This is a genomic window from Streptomyces sp. NPDC051921 (genome assembly GCF_040680975.1).
Taxonomy (GTDB): domain Bacteria; phylum Actinomycetota; class Actinomycetes; order Streptomycetales; family Streptomycetaceae; genus Streptomyces.
The window spans coordinates 209,178-228,613 of record NZ_JBFAXU010000012.1; the positions used below are offsets into that span (position 1 = coordinate 209,178).

The following is a 19,436-nucleotide window of genomic DNA, read 5'->3' on the forward strand; positions in this document are numbered from 1 at the left end:
ACGGTGTTCCACGGTCGATGTTTCACGTGAAACATCGACCGTGGAACACGACTGCCGTACCTGGCGGGCAGGGGTGATGTTTCACGTGAAACGTCACCCCTGCCCGTCGGCGGCTCCGACCCTGTCGGCGCGGACCGTGCGGAACAGGAAGGCCGCGAGGACGGCGTACAGCGCGGACACGAGCACCACGAGTGCGGGGGAGCGTCCGTTCGGCGGGAGCATCAGGGCCGCGACCCCGGCCGCCCCCACGAACCCGACGTTGAAGAGCACGTCGTAGAGGGAGAAGACCCGGCCGCGATAGGCGTCGTCCACCGAGGTCTGCACGATGGTGTCCGTGGCGATCTTCGCGCCCTGGGTGATCAGGCCGAGCATGAAGGCGGCCACGAGGAAGGGCGTCCGGGCGAAGGTGAGTCCCAGGGCGGGGGTGAGGACGGCGGCGGAGCCCGTACACAAGGTCATCCAGCCGAACGGCCCCAGCTTCCCGACCGCCCAGGGGGAGAGCACCGCCGCCGCGAAGAATCCGGCACCGGAGGCGGCGACCGCGAGCCCGAGCACGGCGAGACCGTCCGCCTGCGTGGTGCCCCAGGCGTAGCGCGAGAGCATGAGCACGGTCACGAACAGGGCGCCGTAGCAGAAGCGCATCAGGGTGACCGCGGCCAGCGCCCGGGCGGCGGGCCGACGCTGGGAGAGGTGCCGTAGCCCGTCCACCAGCCCCCGGGCGGTGGAGGCCAGTGCTGCCGAGAGCCGGGGCTGGATCCGCTCGGGGTCGGGGCCCAGGAGCTCACGGGACATCCGGAGCGAGGCGAGCGCGGAGCAGAGGTAGAGCACGGCGCCCAGCAGGACGACGACGGCATCGGAGTCGTCGGCGATCAGGCGCACCCCGAAGGCCAGCCCGCCGCCGAGCGTCGCCGCGAGGGTGCCGGCGGTCGGCGAGAGGGAGTTGGCGATGACCAGCCGTTCGTCGTCGACCACGCGTGGGAGTGCGGCCGAGAGGCCGGCCAGGACGAAGCGGTTGACGGCGGTGACGGAGAGGGCGGAGGCGTAGAAGAGCCAGTCGGGCACGGAGGCCAGGATGAGCGCCGCGGTCCCGGCGGCGAGGAGGGCGCGCAGCAGGTTTCCGTAGAGGAAGACCTGGCGGCGGCGCCAGCGGTCCAGGAGGACGCCGGCGAAGGGCCCGACGAGGGAGTACGGGAGCAGCAGGACCGCCATGGCTGAGGCGATGGCGGCGGGACTGGTCTCCTTCTCGGGAGAGAAGACGACGTACGTGGCCAGCGCCACCTGGTAGACGCCGTCGGCGCACTGGGAGAGCAGGCGTACGGCGAGCAGGCGGCGGAAGTTGCGCAGGCGCAGGAGGACGCGCAGATCACGCACGACGGACATGGCAGCAAGACTCACATACGAGGAGGGTCCCCGGGCAGTGCCACGGGGACCCTCGTCATCGAGCCGCTGGACCGTCAGGTCAGCGCTCGACCTCGCCCTTGATGAACTTCTCGACGTTGGCCAGGGCCTCGTCGTCGAAGTACTGAACCGGCGGGGACTTCATGAAGTACGAGGAGGCGGAGAGGATCGGGCCGCCGATGCCGCGGTCCTTGGCGATCTTCGCGGCACGCAGGGCGTCGATGATGACACCCGCGGAGTTCGGGGAGTCCCACACCTCGAGCTTGTACTCCAGGTTCAGCGGAACGTCACCGAAGGCACGGCCCTCGAGGCGGACGTACGCCCACTTGCGGTCGTCCAGCCAGGCCACGTAGTCCGAGGGGCCGATGTGGACGTTCTTCTCACCGAGGTCCCGGTCGGGGATCTGGGAGGTGACGGCCTGCGTCTTCGAGATCTTCTTGGACTCCAGGCGCTCGCGCTCGAGCATGTTCTTGAAGTCCATGTTGCCGCCGACGTTCAGCTGCATCGTGCGCTCGAGGCGGACACCGCGGTCCTCGAACAGCTTCGCCATGACGCGGTGCGTGATGGTGGCGCCGACCTGGGACTTGATGTCGTCACCGACGATCGGGACACCGGCCTCGGTGAACTTGTCCGCCCACTCCTTGGTGCCGGCGATGAAGACCGGGAGGGCGTTGACGAAGGCGACCTTGGCGTCGATGGCGCACTGGGCGTAGAACTTCGCCGCGTCCTCGGAGCCCACGGGCAGGTAGCAGACGAGCACGTCGACCTGCTTGTCCTTGAGGACCTGGACGACGTCGACCGGGGTCTCGGCGGACTCCTCGATGGTCTGGCGGTAGTACTTGCCGAGGCCGTCGAGGGTGTGACCACGCTGGACCGTGACGCCCTTGTTGGGGACGTCGCAGATCTTGATGGTGTTGTTCTCGCTGGCGCCGATGGCGTCCGACAGGTCGAGGCCGACCTTCTTCGCGTCGACGTCGAACGCGGCCACGAACTCCACGTCACCGACGTGGTAGTCGCCGAACTGGACGTGCATCAGGCCGGGCACCTTGGTCGCCGGGTCGGCGTCCTTGTAGTACTCGACGCCCTGCACCAGCGAGGCGGCGCAGTTGCCCACGCCGACGATGGCTACGCGAACCGAACCCATTCCGGTTGCTCCCTGTGTGATCGTGGAAGCCCTGCGAGGCAGGGTTTCACTTGGCGGTGTCGTCGGACGGATCCGGCCGGGTACTGCCCCCGTGCCGGGGCAGGCCGCCCGTTTCTCCAGATTCCTTGTGCTGCTGAGCGGCGCCCTCGGGGGCGTCGGGGCCGGATCGCTGATCCCGCCCCGCCCGCTCACTCTCGATGAGCTCGTTCAGCCAGCGCACTTCGCGCTCCACGGACTCCATACCGTGGCGCTGCAGCTCGAGCGTGTAGTCGTCGAGGCGCTCGCGCGTGCGGGCCAGAGAGGCGCGCATCTTCTCCAGGCGCTCCTCCAGCCGGCTGCGGCGGCCCTCGAGCACCCGCATCCGCACCTCGCGCTCGGTCTGGCCGAAGAAGGCGAAGCGGGCGGCGAAGTGCTCGTCCTCCCAGGCGTCGGGGCCGGTGTGGGAGAGGAGCTCCTCGAAGTGCTCCTTACCTTCGGCCGTCAACCGGTAGACGATCTTGGCGCGGCGTCCTGCGAGTGAAGCCGCCACGGCTTCTTCGGGGGCGCTGCCCGGCTCCTCGATCAACCAGCCGTTGGCGACCAGCGTCTTGAGGCACGGATAGAGCGTCCCGTAGCTGAAGGCCCGGAAGATCCCCAGGGAGGTGTTGAGCCGCTTGCGCAGCTCGTACCCGTGCATGGGGGCTTCGCGGAGCAGACCGAGAACGGCGAACTCGAGAATTCCTGAGCGCCTGCTCATGCGTCGCCTCCTCCGCTCTCGGGACTCGTCTCTCGGACTGTGGAAAACCCATATGCCGAGTCGATGTGCCGCGCTGATGTATCGACTCGATACATCCCGACGATAGAACGGCCCCACGGATGCGACAAGTGGGGCTCGGGTGACCGGCGTCACATCGTCAATTCACAGCAATCGACTTGCCGGATTTGGGGTGATGTTCGGCCCTAGGCAGGTTTTGACCGTGCGTAGTCTGTGCGGCATGCAGACCACCGGGAACCGAGCGATGCCGCAGGGCGTCAGTGAAGCGGGTGACCGGCTGCGGCACGGTGGGGTCTTGTCCGAGGTCCGGCCGTGTGCATTTCGGGGGGACCGGAACTCAACTGCCGCTTCCAGGCCTGTGGGCCTGCCCGAGGAGTAGTCGTTCGATGAGCGAGCATCGTCGCAAAATGCCGCAGCAGCAGCCGCCGAGTGGCGGTCGCGCTGCGGCCCGGCGCGCCGCCCAGCAGCCGATGGGCCGCGGGCCGGCCCAGGGCCGAGAGGTCAGCACGGGGTCTCCTTCGGCCTCGTACGGACCGCCTTCCTCTTATGGAGAGGAGCAGCGCCCGTACGGCGGGCGCGCCGAGGCCCGGCGCGCCGCCCAGCGCGGCGGGCGCAGGCGTGCGCCCGAGGGCGCCGGGGGCCCGGGCGGCCCCGGGGGCCCCGGTGGCCCTGGTGGCCGGCGTGGTGGGGGCGGCGGCGGCCGGAGTGGCGGTCCCGGGCGGGGCCGCAACGACGGCGGACGCCCGCCCGGCAAGAAGCGGATCATCGACTACCCGCGGTACGGGAAGTACGGCTGGCGCCGCTGGATGCCCTCGTGGAAGCTCACGACGGGCCTCTTCCTGACGTTCTTCGGCGGCCTCATGGGCGCGGCGACGATCGCGTACGCCATGGTGGGCATCCCCGACGAGGCCATCAGCGCCAAGCAGCAGAACAACGTCTTCTACTGGTCCGACGGCACGCAGATGGCCGCGACCGGCGGTGAGGTCAACCGTCAGATCGTCGCGTACGCGCAGATCCCCCGGGCCATGCAGGACGCCGTGGTCTCGGCGGAGAACAAGACCTTCTGGACCGACTCCGGTATCGACCCCATGGGCATCGGCCGCGCGGTGTGGAACATGGCCAAGGGCGGCGAGACCCAGGGTGGCTCGACCATCACCCAGCAGTACGTGAAGAACAACCGCCTCGACGACCAGTCGCAGACGGTGACCCGCAAGGTGAAGGAACTCTTCATCTCGATGCGCGTCGGTAACGAGAAGGACAAGTCCGAGATCATGGCGGGCTACCTCAACACCTCGTACTACGGCCGGGGCGCCTACGGCATCCAGGCCGCGGCCCGCACCTACTTCGGCAAGAACGCCAGCCAGCTCAACCCCAGTGAGTGCGCCTTCCTCGCCTCGCTGCTCAAGGGCGCGACCTACTACGACCCGGCCGGCAGCGTCGACATCGACCCGGCGGCCACCGCGCAGGCGAACACCGACCGTGCCCAGAAGCGCTGGACGTGGATCCTCGACGAGATGGTCAAGGACGGCAGCCTGCCCGCCACCGAGCGCGCGAAGTACCCCGAGTTCCCCAAGGTGAAGCCGCGCACCCAGGGCGCCCAGCTGGGCGGCCAGATCGGCTATCTGGTGCGGACGGCGCAGAAGAGCGTCCTCAACAACAGCGAGCTGGGCATCAGCGAGCAGGACCTCGCCCGCGGCGGCTACGAGATCTACACGACCTTCGACAAGAAGAAGGTCAACGCGCTCGAGAAGGCCGTGAAGTCGGTCTACGACGAGTACATCGACCCGAAGAAGCGCCCCGACAAGGACAGCCACGTCCAGTTCGGCGGTGCCTCGGTCAACCCCGAGACGGGCGCGATCGTGGCGATCTACGGCGGTGCCAACGCCACCACGCACTTCACCAACAACGCCGACGAGACCGGTGCCCAGGTCGGCTCGACCTTCAAGCCCTTCGTGCTGGCCGCGGCGATGCGTGACGGTGTACGGAACCCGAAGATGGGTGCGGAGCAGGACGCCTCCACCCGCACGCTCGTCGACCCGGACAAGAGCTACTACAACGCCCAGAACAAGCTGAAGATCAAGAACTACGACGGCTCGATCTGGCACGACGAGAACGGCCGGGAGTGGCTCCAGGTCAACGACGACGACGCGAGCTACAAGAACATCAACCTGCGCACGGCCATGATGAAGTCGGCGAACTCGCCGTACGTGCAGCTCGGCATGGACGTCGGCATCGACAAGGTCCGCCAGGCCGCCATCGACGCCGGTCTGCGTGAGGGCTCGCTGGTCAAGGCCAACGTGCCGTCGTTCTCCCTGGGTATCTCCAACCCCAGCGCGATCCGCATGGCGGGCGCCTATGCGACCTTCGCCAACAACGGCGAGCGCAACGACGTGTACTCGGTGGAGAAGGTCCTCAAGCAGGGCCAGGTCAAGTACAAGCACGAGGCCCGGCCCAAGAGGGTGTTCTCCACGGCCGTCGCCAGCAACGTGACCGACGTCCTCAAGAGCGTGGTCAAGGGCGGCACCGGCCGGAAGGCCGCGCTCGACGACCGCGAGGCGGCCGGCAAGACGGGTACGACCGACGGCAACAACTCGGCCTGGTTCGTGGGGTACACCCCGCAGCTGTCGACCGCGATCGACATGTACCGCTTCGCGGACGACGAGACGCTCAAGGACCGCAAGTTCCTGTCCATGTACGGCACCGGTGACCAGCCGAAGATCCACGGTAATTCGTTCCCCTCGCGGATCTGGCACGACTACATGACCGAGGCGCTCAAGGGCACCGAGGCGAAGAGCTTCCCGGCGCCCGAGCCCCTGGGCGACGCCGAGGGCGTCTACGGCGGCGGCATGGTCAGCCCGACCCCGACGCCGACGGAGACGCCGTCCTCGACGCCGTCCTCGACCCCGTCGACGCAGGCGCCCACGGGCAAGCCGAGCAAGACGCCCGACCCGGGCAAGACCTGCAGCGTCTGGGACTGGCCGTGCGACCCGAACGGCGGCACCAGCTCGGGCCAGGACGGCGGCGGATCCAGCGGCGGCGCGACCACGACGCCGCCCACGGATCCGACGGCCACCGCCACCAGCACGGCCGGTGGCGGAAAACCGAACGGCGGTACCTGGGGCCTGGGCGGCTGAGCCTCCCCCGGCATCCTTCGAGGGCCGCCGCGCCCGGTCCGTACCTCGTGTACGGCACCGGGCGCGGCGGCCCTCACCGTTTGCCAGGGGCGTACGGCAGGATGTCCCCCATGCCGAGCCTCCAGAAGCCGAGCCTGCAGAAGCCGAGCCCTCCGCAGGATCCGGTGGTCAGCCCCACCCGCACCGACGAGGTCGCGGCCGCCGGCAGCGAGCTGCTCGGCGGGCCGATCGGACGCCGCGCGCTGCTCGGTGCCGGGCAGCTCACGCCGGTGCGGGTGATCGCGCTCGTGGCCATCGGCATGTTCGCGCTCGGCATGGTGCAGAAGCTGCCCTGCTACAACTGGGCCTGGTTCCGGGGGTCCACCTCCCAGTACACCCACGCCTGCTACTCCGACATCCCGCACCTGTTCTCCGGGCGGGGCTTCGCCGAGGGACTGGTCCCGTACTTCGACCGGATCGGCGGCGACATACCGTTCCTGGAGTACCCGGTCCTGACGGGTCTGTTCATGCAGGTCGCGGCCTGGCTGACGCCCGGCGACGGCGATCTGACGCAGCGCGAGCAGGCGTTCTGGATGGCCAACGCGGGCCTGCTCCTGGTGTGCACGGCCGTCCTGGCGGTCTGTGTGGCCCGGACGCACCGCAGGCGCCCCTGGGACGGCCTGCTCGTGGCCCTGGCCCCCGCGTTCGCGCTCACGGCGACCATCAACTGGGACCTGCTGGCGGTCGCCCTGACGGCGGCCGCGCTGCTGATGTGGTCGCGCAGCCGGCCGTTGGGCTTCGGCGTGCTGCTGGGGCTCGCGACGGCCGCCAAGTTCTACCCGATACTGCTGCTCGTTCCCGTCTTCCTGCTGTGCTGGCGGGCCGGCAAGTGGCGTGCGTTCGCCATGGCGGTGCTGGGCGCGGCCGGGGCCTGGCTGGTGGTGAACCTGCCGGTGGCGCTCCTGGCGCCGGAGGGCTGGAAGCAGTTCTACCTGTTCAGCACGGAGCGGAACATCGACTTCGGTTCGTTCTGGCTGCTCATCAGCCAGATCACGGGCCAGTCGATCCGCCCGGAGACGGCCAACTACTACGCGCTGTTCCTGATGATGCTGGTGGTCGCGGGGCTCGCCTATCTGGCGTTCAACGCGCCCCGCAGGCCGCGTCTCGTGCAGCTGGCCTTCCTGATCGTTGCCGCGTTCGTGCTCACCAACAAGGTCTACTCGCCGCAGTACGTGCTGTGGCTCATCCCGCTCGCCGCGCTCGCCCGGCCGCGTTGGCGGGACTTCCTGATCTGGCAGGCCTGCGAGGTCATGTACTTCCTCGGCATCTGGCTGTACCTCGCCTACACCACGAGCGGCAACAAGCAGGGGCTGCCGACCGACGGCTACCAGTTCGCGATCGTCCTGCACCTGCTCGGCACGCTCTACCTGTGCGCCCTGGTCGTGCGCGACATCCTGGCGCCCGACCGGGACGGGGTGCGGCGGGACGGCTCGGACGACCCCTCGGGCGGCGTCCTGGACGGAGCCGAGGACGTCTTCGTCCTGGGCAGGGCGGCGCATCCGGCGCGGCACGCGGCGCCGGCCGTGGAGGGGCCGCGGGTGGACTGGGGCGTGCCGCCGGCGTGATCCGGCGGCGGCCCGGCCGACGACGCGGAGCGGCCCCCGGGGATTCCCCCGGGGGCCGCTCCGCGTCCGTGGCTCAGCGCTCGACGATCCGGTCGTACTGGGTCGTGGTGTGGCGCAGGTGGGCGACCAGCTCGTCCCCGACCTGCGGCTCCTGGGCGTCGGCCGGCACGAACAGGATCGACACCTGCATGTGCGGCGGCTCGGCGAACCAGCGCTGCTTGCCGGCCCAGACGAACGGAGAAAGGTTCCGGTTGACCGTCGCGAGGCCGGCCCGCGCGACGCCCTTGGCGCGCGGCATCACGCCGTGCATCGCCTTGGGGGCCTCCAGGCCGACGCCGTGCGAGGTGCCGCCGGCGACCACCACGAGCCAGCCGTCGGAGGCGGCCTTCTGCTGCCGGTAGCCGAACCGGTCCCCCTTGGCGACCCGGGTGACGTCGAGGACCGCGCCGCGGTACTCGGTCGCCTCGTGGTCGCCCAGCCACAGCCGGGTGCCGATCCGGGCGCGGAACCGGGTCTGCGGGAACTGCTGCTGCAGCCGGGCCTGCTCGTCGGCGCGCAGATGGCTGACGAACATGGTGTGCAGGGGCAGCCGGGCGGCCCGCAGCCGGTCCATCCAGGTGATGACCTCCTCGACGGCGTCGGTGCCGTCGGTGCGGTCGAGCGGCAGGTGCAGGGCGAAGCCCTCCAGGCGCACGTCCTCGATGGCGGCGTGCAGTCGGCCGAGGTCCTCCTCGTGGACGCCGTGGCGCTTCATCGAGCTCATGCACTCGATGACGACGCGGGCGCCCACCAGGGCGTGCACGCCGTCCACGGAGGACACCGAGCGGATCACCCGGTCCGGCAGCGGCACCGGCTCCTCGCCCCGCCGGAACGGGGTGAGGACCAGCAGATCGCCGCTGAACCAGTCCTTGATCCGGGCGGCCTCGTAGGTGGTGCCCACCGCGAGCATGTCGGCGCCGAACCGGGCGGCCTCGTCCGCCAGGCGCTCGTGGCCGAAGCCGTAGCCGTTGCCCTTGCAGACCGGGATCAGACCGGGGAACTGGTCGATCACGGTCTTCTGGTGCGCCCGCCAGCGAGCGGTGTCGACGTACAGGGAGAGCGCCATGGCCGGCCCGGAACCTTTCTGGTGGCTGCGGTGTATCAAAGGTGTGTACGAGACTACAAAAGCCTCGGTCGCGTCGTCAGCGACGCGACATGTAGATGTCCAGGGCCTTGTGCAGGAGCTTGTTGAGCGGGAAGTCCCACTCGCCCACGTACTCCACGGCCTCGCCGCCCGTGCCGACCTTGAACTGGATCAGACCGAAGAGGTGGTCGGTCTCGTCCAGCGAGTCCGAGATGCCCCGCAGGTCGTAGACGGTCGCGCCCATCGCGTACGCGTCGCGCAGCATCCGCCACTGCATCGCGTTCGAGGGCCGGACCTCGCGGCCGATGTTGTCGGAGGCGCCGTAGGAGTACCAGACGTGACCGCCCACGACGAGCATGGTGGCGGCGGAGAGGTTCACGCCGTTGTGGCGGGCGAAGTAGAGGCGCATGCGGTTGGGGTCCTCGTTGTTGAGGACGGTCCACATGCGCTGGAAGTACGAGAGCGGGCGCGGCCGGAAGTGGTCGCGGACGGCCGTGATCTCGTAGAGGCGCTGCCACTCGGCGAGGTCCTCGTAGCCGCCCTGGACGACCTCGACGCCGGCCTTCTCGGCCTTCTTGATGTTGCGGCGCCACAGCTGGTTGAAGCCCTTGAGGACGTCGTCGAGGGAGCGGCCCGCGAGCGGGACCTGGAAGACGTAGCGCGGCTGGACGTCGCCGAAGCCGGCGCCGCCGTCCTCGCCCTGCTGCCAGCCCATCTTCCGCAGCCGGTCGGCGACCTCGAAGGCGCGCGGCTCGATGTGGGTGGCCTCGACGTCCTTCAGACGCTTGACGTCCGGATCCTGGATGCCGGACTTGATGGCGGCGGAGTCCCAGCGGCGGATGACGACCGGCGGGCCCATCTTCACCGAGAAGGCGCCCTGCTGCTTGAGGTGAGCCAGCATCGGCTGCAGCCAGTCGTCGAGATTGGGGGCGTACCAGTTGATGACCGGGCCCTCGGGCAGATAGGCCAGGTAGCGCTTGATCTTCGGGAGCTGGCGGTAGAGGACCAGGCCCACACCGACGAGCTCGCCGGACTTGTCGAACCAGCCGAGGTTCTCCGAGCGCCACTCGGTCTTCACATCAGCCCACGCCGGGACCTGGCAGTGGCTCGCCGCGGGCTGGCTCTGGATGAATGCCAGATGCTGCTCACGGCTGATGGTCCTCAGGGTCAGGCTCATGCGGGGCGCTCCTCGGCAGGTGTGTCCCCATCGGTTCAGGGGCTCCGGCTCTCGCGCCGAAGCCTACTGCGACCGGGGAGCGCCCCGATGGGACGTGTGTCCCCAGGCGGCCGACCGGCCCGTGCCTCAGGCGAGGCCCCCGTAGAACATGCCGAGATAGAAGCCGACCCCTGAGGCGCCGAGGCCGACGATCAGGAGGAAGCGCTCCCGGGTGGTCACGGAGATGAACTGTCCGTAGGCACCGGTCAGGATGCCGATGAGTCCGGTCCAGGACGCGAGCACGTGCAGGCTGTGGAACTGGGCCGTGATGAAGGACAGGATCCCGAGGAAGAGCGTCACTCCCATCAGGGCGTCCTGGAGCGGGTGGGGCTTGCCGTCCGTGGCGAAGAGGGAATGTCCGGGGTCGGGTCGCATTGCCTGTGCCATGGGGCACCTCCTGGCGTGCCGTCCGGAGGGCGGCGCCATTGTGACGCCGCCCACATCCGTTGTGTACAGATTGCGTCCCCTCCCCGTCGGATTTCAACCGCAGGGTGATGTGCGGGTACTCTGTACGGTCTGCACCGGTGTCTGCCCTGGTCCGTCCAGGACCTCGACAGCACCTCCTCGCTCGTCGAGGGGGGCTGTCAGTGGCGGCGGATACCGTTGCTCACGCATCACGACCCTCCTGCCACGGAACGACCGTGGCCGCTGAGTCCAAAGGAGGTGGGTTCCACATGCGTCACTACGAGGTGATGGTCATCCTCGACCCCGATCTGGAGGAGCGCGCTGTCGCCCCCCTGATCGAGAACTTCCTCTCCGTCGTCCGTGAGGGCAACGGAAAGGTCGAGAAGGTCGACACCTGGGGCCGTCGTCGTCTCTCGTACGAGATCAAGAAGAAGCCCGAGGGCATCTACTCGGTCATCGACCTGCAGGCCGAGCCTGCGGTCGTCAAGGAGCTCGACCGCCAGATGAACCTGAACGAGTCGGTCCTCCGGACCAAGGTCCTCCGCCCCGAGACCCACTGAGCTTTCGCTCACAGGTACTCGGGCCCGAGTAGCAGTTAGCAGCCAGCAGCAATCCCGCCGAGAGGTTCACCCATGGCAGGCGAGACCGTCATCACGGTCGTCGGCAATCTTGTCGAAGACCCCGAGCTGCGCTTCACCCCGTCCGGTGCGGCGGTCGCGAAGTTCCGCATCGCGTCCACTCCCCGCACCTTCGACCGTCAGACCAACGAGTGGAAGGACGGCGAGAGCCTGTTCCTGACCTGCTCGGTCTGGCGTCAGGCGGCGGAGAACGTCGCCGAGTCGCTTCAGAAGGGCATGCGCGTCGTCGTGCAGGGCCGGCTGAAGCAGCGGTCCTACGAGGACCGCGAGGGCGTCAAGCGCACGGTCTACGAGCTGGATGTCGAGGAAGTCGGCCCCAGCCTGCGTAACGCCACGGCCAAGGTCACCCGCACCACCGGTCGCGGTGGCCAGGGCGGCTACGGCGGCGGCGGCCAGCAGGGCGGCGGCGGTGGCGGCTGGGGTGGCAACTCCGGCGGCGGCCAGCAGGGCGGCGGAGCTCCCTCCGACGACCCCTGGGCCTCCAGTGCCCCCTCCGGCGGCCAGCAGGGCGGCGGCGGTGGCGGCTGGGGTGGCAACTCCGGCGGCGGCTACTCGGACGAGCCTCCCTTCTAGGGCCTGCGCCCCGGAAGCAGCTCGTACCCCCACTTCTTGATCACACAGGAGAAACACCATGGCGAAGCCGCCTGTGCGCAAGCCTAAGAAGAAGGTCTGCGCGTTCTGCAAGGACAAGGTCGCGTACGTCGACTACAAGGACACGAACATGCTGCGGAAGTTCATTTCCGACCGCGGCAAGATCCGTGCCCGTCGCGTGACCGGCAACTGCACGCAGCACCAGCGTGACGTCGCCACGGCCGTCAAGAACAGCCGTGAGATGGCGCTGCTGCCCTACACGTCCACCGCGCGATAAGGGAAGGGTGACCGAAAAATGAAGATCATCCTCACCCACGAGGTTTCCGGCCTCGGTGCCGCTGGCGACGTCGTCGACGTCAAGGACGGCTACGCTCGCAACTACCTGGTCCCGCGCGGTTTCGCGATCCGCTGGACCAAGGGTGGCGAGAAGGACGTGGCGCAGATCCGCCGCGCCCGCAAGATCCACGAGATCGCGACCATCGAGCAGGCCAACGAGATCAAGGCCCAGCTCGAGGGCACGAAGGTGCGCCTGGCCGTTCGCTCCGGCGACGCCGGCCGTCTCTTCGGCTCCGTGACCCCGGCCGACATCGCTGCCGCGATCAAGACCGCGGGTGGCCCGGACGTCGACAAGCGTCGCGTCGAGCTCGGTTCGCCGATCAAGACCCTGGGCTCGCACCAGGTGTCCGTGCGTCTGCACCCCGAGGTTGCCGCGAAGCTCGGCGTCGAGGTCGTCGCCGCGTAACGCTGCCATCGAGCAGACTGCGCTCAGCAGTACGGAAGGGCCGCACCCCTCGGGGTGCGGCCCTTCCGCCGTTTCACGTGAAACACCGCTCAGCGTGTGGCGCCCGTGACGAGCCAGCGGCCGGAGCGTTCACGGAGCCAGAGCGTCGCCATGCGAACGCTCATCATCAGGGTCATCGCTCCCCATAGCGCCGTAAGGCCGCCGCCCAGCGTCGGCACCAGCAGGGCGACCGGCGCGAAGACGGCCAGGGTCAGCAGCATGGCCCAGGCCAGATAGGGGCCGTCGCCCGCACCCATGAGCACCCCGTCGAGGACGAAGACCACCCCGGAGACGGGCTGTGAGAGCGCCACGACGAGGAGGGCGGGGAGCAGTGCGTCCTGGACCGCGGGGTCGCTGGTGAAGAGCGGCACGAAGAGCGGCCGTGTGACGACCAGCAGCGCTCCGAGCACGACGCCGGAGACCACTCCCCACTGGATCATTCGCCGGCAGACCTGACGGGCGCCGTCCGCGTCATCGGCGCCGAGATAGCGTCCGATGATGGCCTGTCCGGCGATGGCGATCGCGTCGAGCGCGAAGGCCATCAGGCTCCACAGGGACAGGATGATCTGGTGGGCGGCGACATCGGCGTCGCCGAGGCGGGCGGCCACGATGGTGGCGATCATGAGCACGGCCCGCAGTGAGAGCGTACGGATCAGGAGCGGGGCGCCGGCCTGGGCGCAGGCGCGGATGCCTGCGGCATCCGGGCGGAGCGAGGCGCCGTGCCGCCGGGCACCGCGGACGACCACGAAGAGATAGGCGCCGGCCATGCCGAGCTGGGCGATGACCGTGCCCCAGGCGGAGCCCGCGATGCCGAGCCCGGCGCCGTAGACCAGGCCGAGGTTGAGGGCAGCGTTGGCGGTGAAGCCGCCGATGGCGACGTACAGCGGGGTGCGGGTGTCCTGGAGACCGCGCAGGACGCCGGTGGCGGCGAGGACCATCAGCATGGCGGGGATGCCGAGACTGGAGATGCGCAGGTAGGTGACCGCGTAGGGGGCGGCCGTGTCGGAGGCGCCGAAGAGGTCCACGAGCCAGGGCGCGGTGGGCAGCAGGACGGCGACCACGGCGGCGCCGAGGAGGAGGGCGAGCCAGATGCCGTCGACGCCCTGGCGGATGGCGGCCTGGAGATCGCCGGCGCCGACGCGTCGGGCGACGGCTGCGGTGGTCGCGTAGGCGAGGAAGACGAAGACGCTCACGGCCGTGGACAGGAGGGCCGAGGCGATGGCGAGTCCGGCGAGCTGGGGCGTGCCGAGGTGGCCGACAATGGCGCTGTCGACCATGAGGAAGAGGGGCTCGGCGACGAGTGCGCCGAAGGCCGGGACGGCCAACGAGACGATCTCGCGGTCGTGTTGCCGTCGAACGGCCTTGGGGGTCGCGTGAGCCTGGTGCATGCGCTCAATCTAATCTTCCACAGGTAAGAGACGCAATCGGTTAGTGATCCTTACTTTGTGTGGGAGGGAGCCTTCGGCTGTGCGCCGTTTGTTCTGATCTTGATCCGGGTGGCGAAGTTTTTCTCCCCCACAGCCGGTGGATGGAAGAACTGCAGGTCAGAGGTGTTTGGTGGAGGCGGTTATGAGTTTGTCCACATGGCTGTCCCCCGGTCCGTGCACAGGTTCTGGGGAGTTCTCCACAGCATCTGGACCTTCACCCACAGGCCCTGTGGATAACCAGATTGGCTGACGGTGCCCGCGGGCCTACCGTGGTCCGGCGCACGACGCGCCAGAAGCGGAGTCAAAGCCTCTTTTTTGTCCGAGCCGTGGCGTAAGAAAGAGTGGCACGGCGAGGTCCGCGGAGCGGACGGGAGGAGGTGGCTTGGTGAGCATTCCCGAGCCCATGGACGATCCCTGGGCCGACAGCGGACCCAGCGACCGGCTGCCCACCCGTACCCGCGAGCCCCGTGGCCGCGGACGCGGGCGGGAGGACCAGCACGAGCGCGGCAGCGAGGGCGGCTGGGACTCCGGGCTGTCCGGCTTCGAGCGCGTCCCCCCGCAGGACTTGGACGCCGAGCAGTCCGTCCTCGGCGGCATGCTCCTCTCCAAGGACGCCATCGCCGACGTCGTCGAGATCATCAAGGGCCACGACTTCTACAAGCCGGCCCACGAGACCGTCTACGCGGCGATCCTCGACCTGTACGCGAAGGGCGAGCCCGCCGACCCCATCACGGTCGGCGCCGAGCTCACCAAGCGCGGTGAGATCACCCGTGTCGGCGGTGCCTCGTACCTGCACACGCTCGTCCAGTCGGTGCCGACCGCCGCCAACGCCTCGTACTACGCGGAGATCGTCCACGAGCGGGCCGTGCTGCGCCGCCTCGTGGAGGCCGGCACCAAGATCACGCAGATGGGATACGCAGCCGACGGCGACGTCGACGAGATCGTCAACCGGGCCCAGTCCGAGATCTACCAGGTCACCGAGCAGCGCACCACCGAGGACTATCTGCCCCTCGGCGACATCATGGAGGGCGCGCTCGACGAGATCGAGGCGATCGGCTCCCGCAGCGGCGAGATGACCGGTGTGCCCACCGGCTTCACCGACCTCGACGCGCTCACCAACGGTCTGCACCCCGGGCAGATGATCATCATCGCCGCCCGTCCCGCCATGGGTAAGTCGACGCTCGCCCTGGACTTCGCCCGTGCCGCGTCCATCAAGAACAACCTGCCCAGCGTCATCTTCTCCCTCGAAATGGGCCGCAACGAGATCGCGATGCGACTGCTCTCGGCCGAGGCCCGGGTGGCGCTGCACCACATGCGCTCCGGCACCATGACCGACGAGGACTGGACGCGGCTGGCCCGCCGGATGCCGGACGTCTCGCAGGCCCCGCTCTACATCGACGACTCGCCGAACCTGTCGATGATGGAGATCCGCGCCAAATGCCGCCGCCTCAAGCAGCGCAACGGCCTCAAGCTCGTCGTCATCGACTACCTCCAGCTGATGCAGTCCGGTGGCAAGCGCTCCGAGAGCCGCCAGCAGGAGGTCTCGGACATGTCGCGAAACCTGAAGCTCCTCGCCAAGGAGCTGGAGCTCCCGGTCATCGCGCTCTCCCAGCTGAACCGTGGACCGGAACAGCGCACGGACAAGAAGCCGATGGTCTCCGACCTGCGTGAGTCCGGCTCGATCGAGCAGGACGCGGACATGGTCATCCTGCTCCACCGCGAGGATGCCTACGAGAAGGAGTCCCCGCGCGCGGGCGAGGCCGACATCATCGTCGGCAAGCACCGTAACGGTCCGACGGCGACCATCACGGTGGCCTTCCAGGGTCACTACTCGCGCTTCGTGGACATGGCGCAGACCTGATCCGTCGCGCCTGTAGGGTCTCAAATTTCGTGTCGGAATCTCACGGTCGGTGTCGGATAGTCGGATCCGGCACGAGCTGAGATTCGCAGGTCGCTGTCGCAGCTCGGAGGCTCTGGCAACGGGTACCGATACCTCGCAACGAATCCTGTCGTACTGGCAAGGCACAATCGGCGCATGCCTGAGACCTTCGTCGACCTCGGAACCGTCACCGTGCCGTCCGGAGTGCTGGTGCTCGGCATGGCCGGGTGGATCGACTACTGGCGGGAATTGGGCCAGCCCCTGTCCGAGCGCGCCAGGACGGCCGCATCCTCGGGAGGAGGCCATCTTCGTGAGTGGTTGTGCGAGGCGGCTGCCGTCCCGGCCGCCGACGACCGACCGTTGAGGGTGAGGGCGAGCACCTCGCCATCTCCGTTCGACGAAGAGCCGACGATTGCGACCCTGGAGATTGGCCTCGGCCTTCCGTGGCCCGGGGCTGCGGACCGATCAGTGCCGGTCCGGCTCGGGGACCTGCCCGTTGACCGGTGCGGCATGGTCATCGGCGACGCCGCAGGGCTGGACACGTGGACGGGAACGGACAGTGAGCCAGCCGATGGGCTCGCTGACGTCTTCTACTGGGGCCGGTACGCGGACGACGCGCACGCCGAGTTCGGCGGTGAGCGGATCGCGCAGTACGGTGTCGAAGGACCGCATGGGTGGCTCGATCTCCCGCTGGCCGAGGCGGCAGCCCTCGCGGCCGAACTCACCGCCTGGTGTGACCGCCTCCACGGCAAGGGCCTTGTGGTCTCGATCGACAAGCACACCGACTACCACCGTTTCCGGCGAGCCGGGTGGCACCATCCGCTACGCGCCGGAGCGATCGGGGTTGGCGGCTGTCAGGTGCTTGGCATCGAATGGGATCAGGGCGACCACTCGATGAGGCACCGCGGTGAGCGGGACGCCGGCCAGGTATACCCGGTCACGCTTGAAGCCGACGAGGCGGGCGGGATGGTGATGCGATGGACCATCCCGCCCTACGACTTCGACGACGAAGACGAGTGACGTTTTCGGCCCTGGGGATCCGGCACCCGTGGTGAGACTGATCAACCCCGACACATCGTGAGGCGGCTCCGGGAGCCGCAGGTCACAGCGGTGGTGTCTGACACGAGCCGCGAGATCCTACAGCGCCGTGGTGACTCAGCGCCGCGTCTCGTACCTGGTCAGAAGCACGCCGCCGGGAAGCGTCCGCGTCTCCACCAGGTTCAGGTTCACCCGGCTGTCCAGCGCGGTGAAGAACGGCGTGCCGCCGCCCACCAGGACCGGCGCGGTGGCCAGCAGGTACTCGTCGATCAGCCCGGCCCGCATGGCCGCCCCGGCGAGCGTCGCGCCGCCGATGGCCATCGGGCCGCCGTCCTCGGCCTTGAGCCGGCTGATCTCGGCGACCGCGTCGCCGGTGACCAGGCGGGTGTTCCCTTCGACCTCGTCGATGGTCGAGGAGAACACCACCTTCGACATGTCCCGCCAGCGGCGAGCGAACTCGATCTCCGCAGGGGTGGCGTCGGGCTGCTGGTCGGCCGTCGGCCAGTGGGAGCTCATCGTCTGCCACAGCTTGCGCCCGTACAGCGACAGGTCGGTCGCCTGCAACTGGACGGACCAGAACTGGAACAGCTCGTCGCTCGGCACGCTCCAGCCGATGTCGTCGCCAGGGGCGGCGATGTAGCCGTCCAGGGAGAGGTTCATGCCGTAGATCAGTTTCCGCATGGCGCCCAGCCTTTCGTGAGTCGGCCTCATGAGGACGGACCGGCGCGGCGAGGGAAACTCATCGGTGCGCGATCTGCGCCCGCCCGCAGCATTTCAGAGAAGACCGGCAGTCATCGGCGGCGAGACCCTGCAGCAGGGCGCCGGGCGAAAAGGACAGCGCGAACGAGGTCGTGCCGGGTGAAGATGACCGCATGACCTCAACCTTCGAAGACCTGCTGCCCAGTACCGAGCGCGCGCTGTTGCACCGGATCGCCGTCGCCCAGACGGAGGGGCGCTCGCCCTCCTTCGTCGCGGGCGTTGTGCGGGACGGGCGCACGGTCTGGTTCGGATCGCGCTCCTGCGTCGACGGGCATGCCCCGGACGCCGAGACGCAGTTCAGGATCGGCTCGATCACGAAGGTGTTCACCGCGGTTCTGGTCATGCGGCTGAGGGACGAGGGGCTCATCGGTCTCGACGACCCGCTGGAGAAGCATCTGAAGGGCACCGGGGTGGGCGAGGTGACGATCGCTCAACTCCTCGGGCACAGCTCCGGCCTGGCCGCCGAGACACCGGCTCCGTGGTGGGAGCGGACACCTGGGACCACGCGGCCGGGGCTGGCCGACGTCCTGGGGGAGCGGCCCCTGCTGCATCCGTCCGGGCGGCTCTTCCACTACTCCAACCCCGGTTACACGCTGCTGGGTTCGCTGGTCGAGGCCGTCCGCGGGGTGCCCTGGGAGGAGGCGCTGCGTACCGAGATCCTCGAGCCACTGGGGCTCGGCCGTACGTCGGTGCGGCCGGTCGCCCCGCACGCGGGCGGCTGGGCGGTGCACCCGTGGGCCGATGTGATGCTTCCCGAACCGCTGGAGGACCTGGGGATCATGGCGCCGGCCGGAGTGCTCTGGTCGACCGTCGGCGACCTCTGCCGGTTCGCCGCCTTCCTGGCCGCGGGCGACGACCGGGTGCTGAGCCGGGCGACCGTGGAGGAGATGCGGGTACCGGCGGTGCCGCCTGCGCCCGGCGACGCGGAGTGGGGGTACGGCCTCGGCCTCCAACTGCTGCGTCACGACGGCCGGACGCTCGTCGGCCATACGGGCTCGCTGCCGGGCTTCGTCGCCGGCCTCTGGGTGTGCGTCGAGGACGGCCTGGCCGCTGTGGCGCTCGCGAACGCCACGTCAGGCCCTCTGCCGTCCTCTGTGGCCGCCGATCTCGTCCGGATCGTGGCCGAGGCCGAGCCGCGCATTCCGGAGCCCTGGAGGCCGCTTCCTGAGGCCGAGGTCGACGAGGAACTGCTCGCGCTCACCGGCCCCTGGTACTGGGGGACGTACGCGTACGGGCTGCGGGTCGGTCCTCGGGGCGGGGTGGTCCTGGAGCCGCTGCGGGGGGCCGGGCGGCGGGCGACGTTCCGCGCGCTGCCCGAGGGCGGCTGGATCGGTCTCGACGGCTACTACCAGGGGGAGACGCTCCGGGTCGTGCGACGTCCGGACGGCACGGTGAGTCACCTCGATCTGGGTTCGTTCGTCTTCACCCGGGAGCCTTACGAGCAGGGGGAAGCCGTGCCCGGCGGTGTGGACGAGGCGGGCTGGCGAGGCCTCTGAGCGGGCCGGCCGCGGGTGAGGCGCTGTTTCACGTGAAACAGCGCCTCAC

Annotated in this window: 17 protein-coding genes; 9 read left to right on the forward strand and 8 right to left on the reverse strand. The window is 69.1% G+C overall.

Annotation, left to right across the window (positions count from 1 at the left end):
- Window positions 1–93: 93 nt before the first annotated feature.
- From AB0M16_RS18295 to AB0M16_RS18305, 3 genes are all read right to left on the reverse strand, one after another.
- Window positions 94–1,380 (reverse strand): MFS transporter, encoded by a 1,287-nt coding sequence (locus AB0M16_RS18295; protein WP_365343970.1) that lies wholly within the window; start codon window positions 1,378–1,380, stop codon window positions 94–96.
- 79 nt (window positions 1,381–1,459) lie between these two features.
- Window positions 1,460–2,542: an inositol-3-phosphate synthase gene (locus AB0M16_RS18300; protein WP_365343972.1), complete on the reverse strand. Its 1,083-nt coding sequence runs from the start codon at window positions 2,540–2,542 to the stop codon at window positions 1,460–1,462.
- Window positions 2,543–2,588: 46 nt separating this feature from the next.
- The gene (locus AB0M16_RS18305) at window positions 2,589–3,278 is read right to left on the reverse strand and encodes a helix-turn-helix transcriptional regulator (RefSeq protein ID WP_365343974.1); all 690 of its coding nucleotides are present in this window, start codon (window positions 3,276–3,278) and stop codon (window positions 2,589–2,591) included.
- Window positions 3,279–3,682: 404 nt separating this feature from the next.
- Here AB0M16_RS18305 and AB0M16_RS18310 point away from each other — a divergent pair, with 404 nt between their 5' ends.
- Together AB0M16_RS18310 and AB0M16_RS18315 are read left to right on the forward strand one after the other, a co-directional pair.
- Window positions 3,683–6,430, forward strand: a complete 2,748-nt coding sequence (locus AB0M16_RS18310; RefSeq protein ID WP_365343976.1) for a transglycosylase domain-containing protein — start codon at window positions 3,683–3,685, stop codon at window positions 6,428–6,430.
- 110 nt (window positions 6,431–6,540) lie between these two features.
- The gene (locus AB0M16_RS18315; RefSeq protein WP_365343978.1) at window positions 6,541–8,034 is read left to right on the forward strand and encodes a glycosyltransferase 87 family protein; all 1,494 of its coding nucleotides are present in this window, start codon (window positions 6,541–6,543) and stop codon (window positions 8,032–8,034) included.
- A 73-nt stretch (window positions 8,035–8,107) separates the two neighbouring features.
- Here the strand turns inward: AB0M16_RS18315 and AB0M16_RS18320 are convergent, their stop codons facing one another.
- From AB0M16_RS18320 to AB0M16_RS18330, 3 genes are all read right to left on the reverse strand, one after another.
- Window positions 8,108–9,139 carry an alanine racemase gene (locus AB0M16_RS18320; protein ID WP_365343980.1) on the reverse strand — a complete coding sequence of 344 codons (1,032 nt, stop codon included), beginning with the start codon at window positions 9,137–9,139 and terminating at the stop codon, window positions 8,108–8,110.
- A gap of 76 nt (window positions 9,140–9,215) precedes the next feature.
- A complete protein-coding gene (locus AB0M16_RS18325; RefSeq protein WP_365343982.1) occupies window positions 9,216–10,334 on the reverse strand; it encodes a peptidoglycan bridge formation glycyltransferase FemA/FemB family protein in 1,119 nt (372 codons plus the stop codon).
- A gap of 126 nt (window positions 10,335–10,460) precedes the next feature.
- Entirely contained in the window at window positions 10,461–10,760 is a 300-nt protein-coding gene (locus AB0M16_RS18330; protein ID WP_365343984.1) for a hypothetical protein, read from the reverse strand.
- 287 nt (window positions 10,761–11,047) lie between these two features.
- Here AB0M16_RS18330 and rpsF point away from each other — a divergent pair, with 287 nt between their 5' ends.
- The 4 genes from rpsF (at window position 11,048) to rplI (ending at window position 12,749) form a co-directional block, all read left to right on the forward strand.
- Window positions 11,048–11,338 (forward strand): 30S ribosomal protein S6, encoded by a 291-nt coding sequence (rpsF, locus tag AB0M16_RS18335; RefSeq protein WP_005482942.1) that lies wholly within the window; start codon window positions 11,048–11,050, stop codon window positions 11,336–11,338.
- A gap of 72 nt (window positions 11,339–11,410) precedes the next feature.
- Window positions 11,411–11,989, forward strand: coding sequence for a single-stranded DNA-binding protein (locus tag AB0M16_RS18340; RefSeq protein WP_365343986.1), 579 nt, complete (start codon window positions 11,411–11,413; stop codon window positions 11,987–11,989).
- Window positions 11,990–12,047: 58 nt separating this feature from the next.
- Window positions 12,048–12,284, forward strand: a complete 237-nt coding sequence (rpsR, locus tag AB0M16_RS18345; protein WP_128983236.1) for a 30S ribosomal protein S18 — start codon at window positions 12,048–12,050, stop codon at window positions 12,282–12,284.
- Window positions 12,285–12,302: 18 nt separating this feature from the next.
- Complete coding sequence (rplI, locus tag AB0M16_RS18350; protein WP_365343988.1) at window positions 12,303–12,749, forward strand: 50S ribosomal protein L9; 447 nt, start codon at window positions 12,303–12,305, stop codon at window positions 12,747–12,749.
- Window positions 12,750–12,838: 89 nt separating this feature from the next.
- Here rplI and AB0M16_RS18355 read toward each other — a convergent pair whose 3' ends face one another.
- A complete protein-coding gene (locus AB0M16_RS18355; RefSeq protein ID WP_365343990.1) occupies window positions 12,839–14,176 on the reverse strand; it encodes an MATE family efflux transporter in 1,338 nt (445 codons plus the stop codon).
- Window positions 14,177–14,618: 442 nt separating this feature from the next.
- On the opposite strand from AB0M16_RS18355, the gene dnaB reads away from it, so the two are divergent.
- Both dnaB and AB0M16_RS18365 read left to right on the forward strand, forming a co-directional pair.
- Window positions 14,619–16,076 carry a replicative DNA helicase gene (dnaB, locus tag AB0M16_RS18360; RefSeq protein WP_365344020.1) on the forward strand — a complete coding sequence of 486 codons (1,458 nt, stop codon included), beginning with the start codon at window positions 14,619–14,621 and terminating at the stop codon, window positions 16,074–16,076.
- A 174-nt stretch (window positions 16,077–16,250) separates the two neighbouring features.
- The gene (locus AB0M16_RS18365; RefSeq protein WP_365343992.1) at window positions 16,251–17,114 is read left to right on the forward strand and encodes a hypothetical protein; all 864 of its coding nucleotides are present in this window, start codon (window positions 16,251–16,253) and stop codon (window positions 17,112–17,114) included.
- A gap of 135 nt (window positions 17,115–17,249) precedes the next feature.
- On the opposite strand, the gene AB0M16_RS18370 is transcribed toward AB0M16_RS18365, so the two are convergent.
- Window positions 17,250–17,813 (reverse strand): dihydrofolate reductase family protein, encoded by a 564-nt coding sequence (locus AB0M16_RS18370; RefSeq protein ID WP_365343994.1) that lies wholly within the window; start codon window positions 17,811–17,813, stop codon window positions 17,250–17,252.
- Between the two features lie 191 nt (window positions 17,814–18,004).
- On the opposite strand from AB0M16_RS18370, the gene AB0M16_RS18375 reads away from it, so the two are divergent.
- Complete coding sequence (locus AB0M16_RS18375) at window positions 18,005–19,387, forward strand: serine hydrolase domain-containing protein (RefSeq protein WP_365343997.1); 1,383 nt, start codon at window positions 18,005–18,007, stop codon at window positions 19,385–19,387.
- Window positions 19,388–19,436 lie beyond the last annotated feature (49 nt).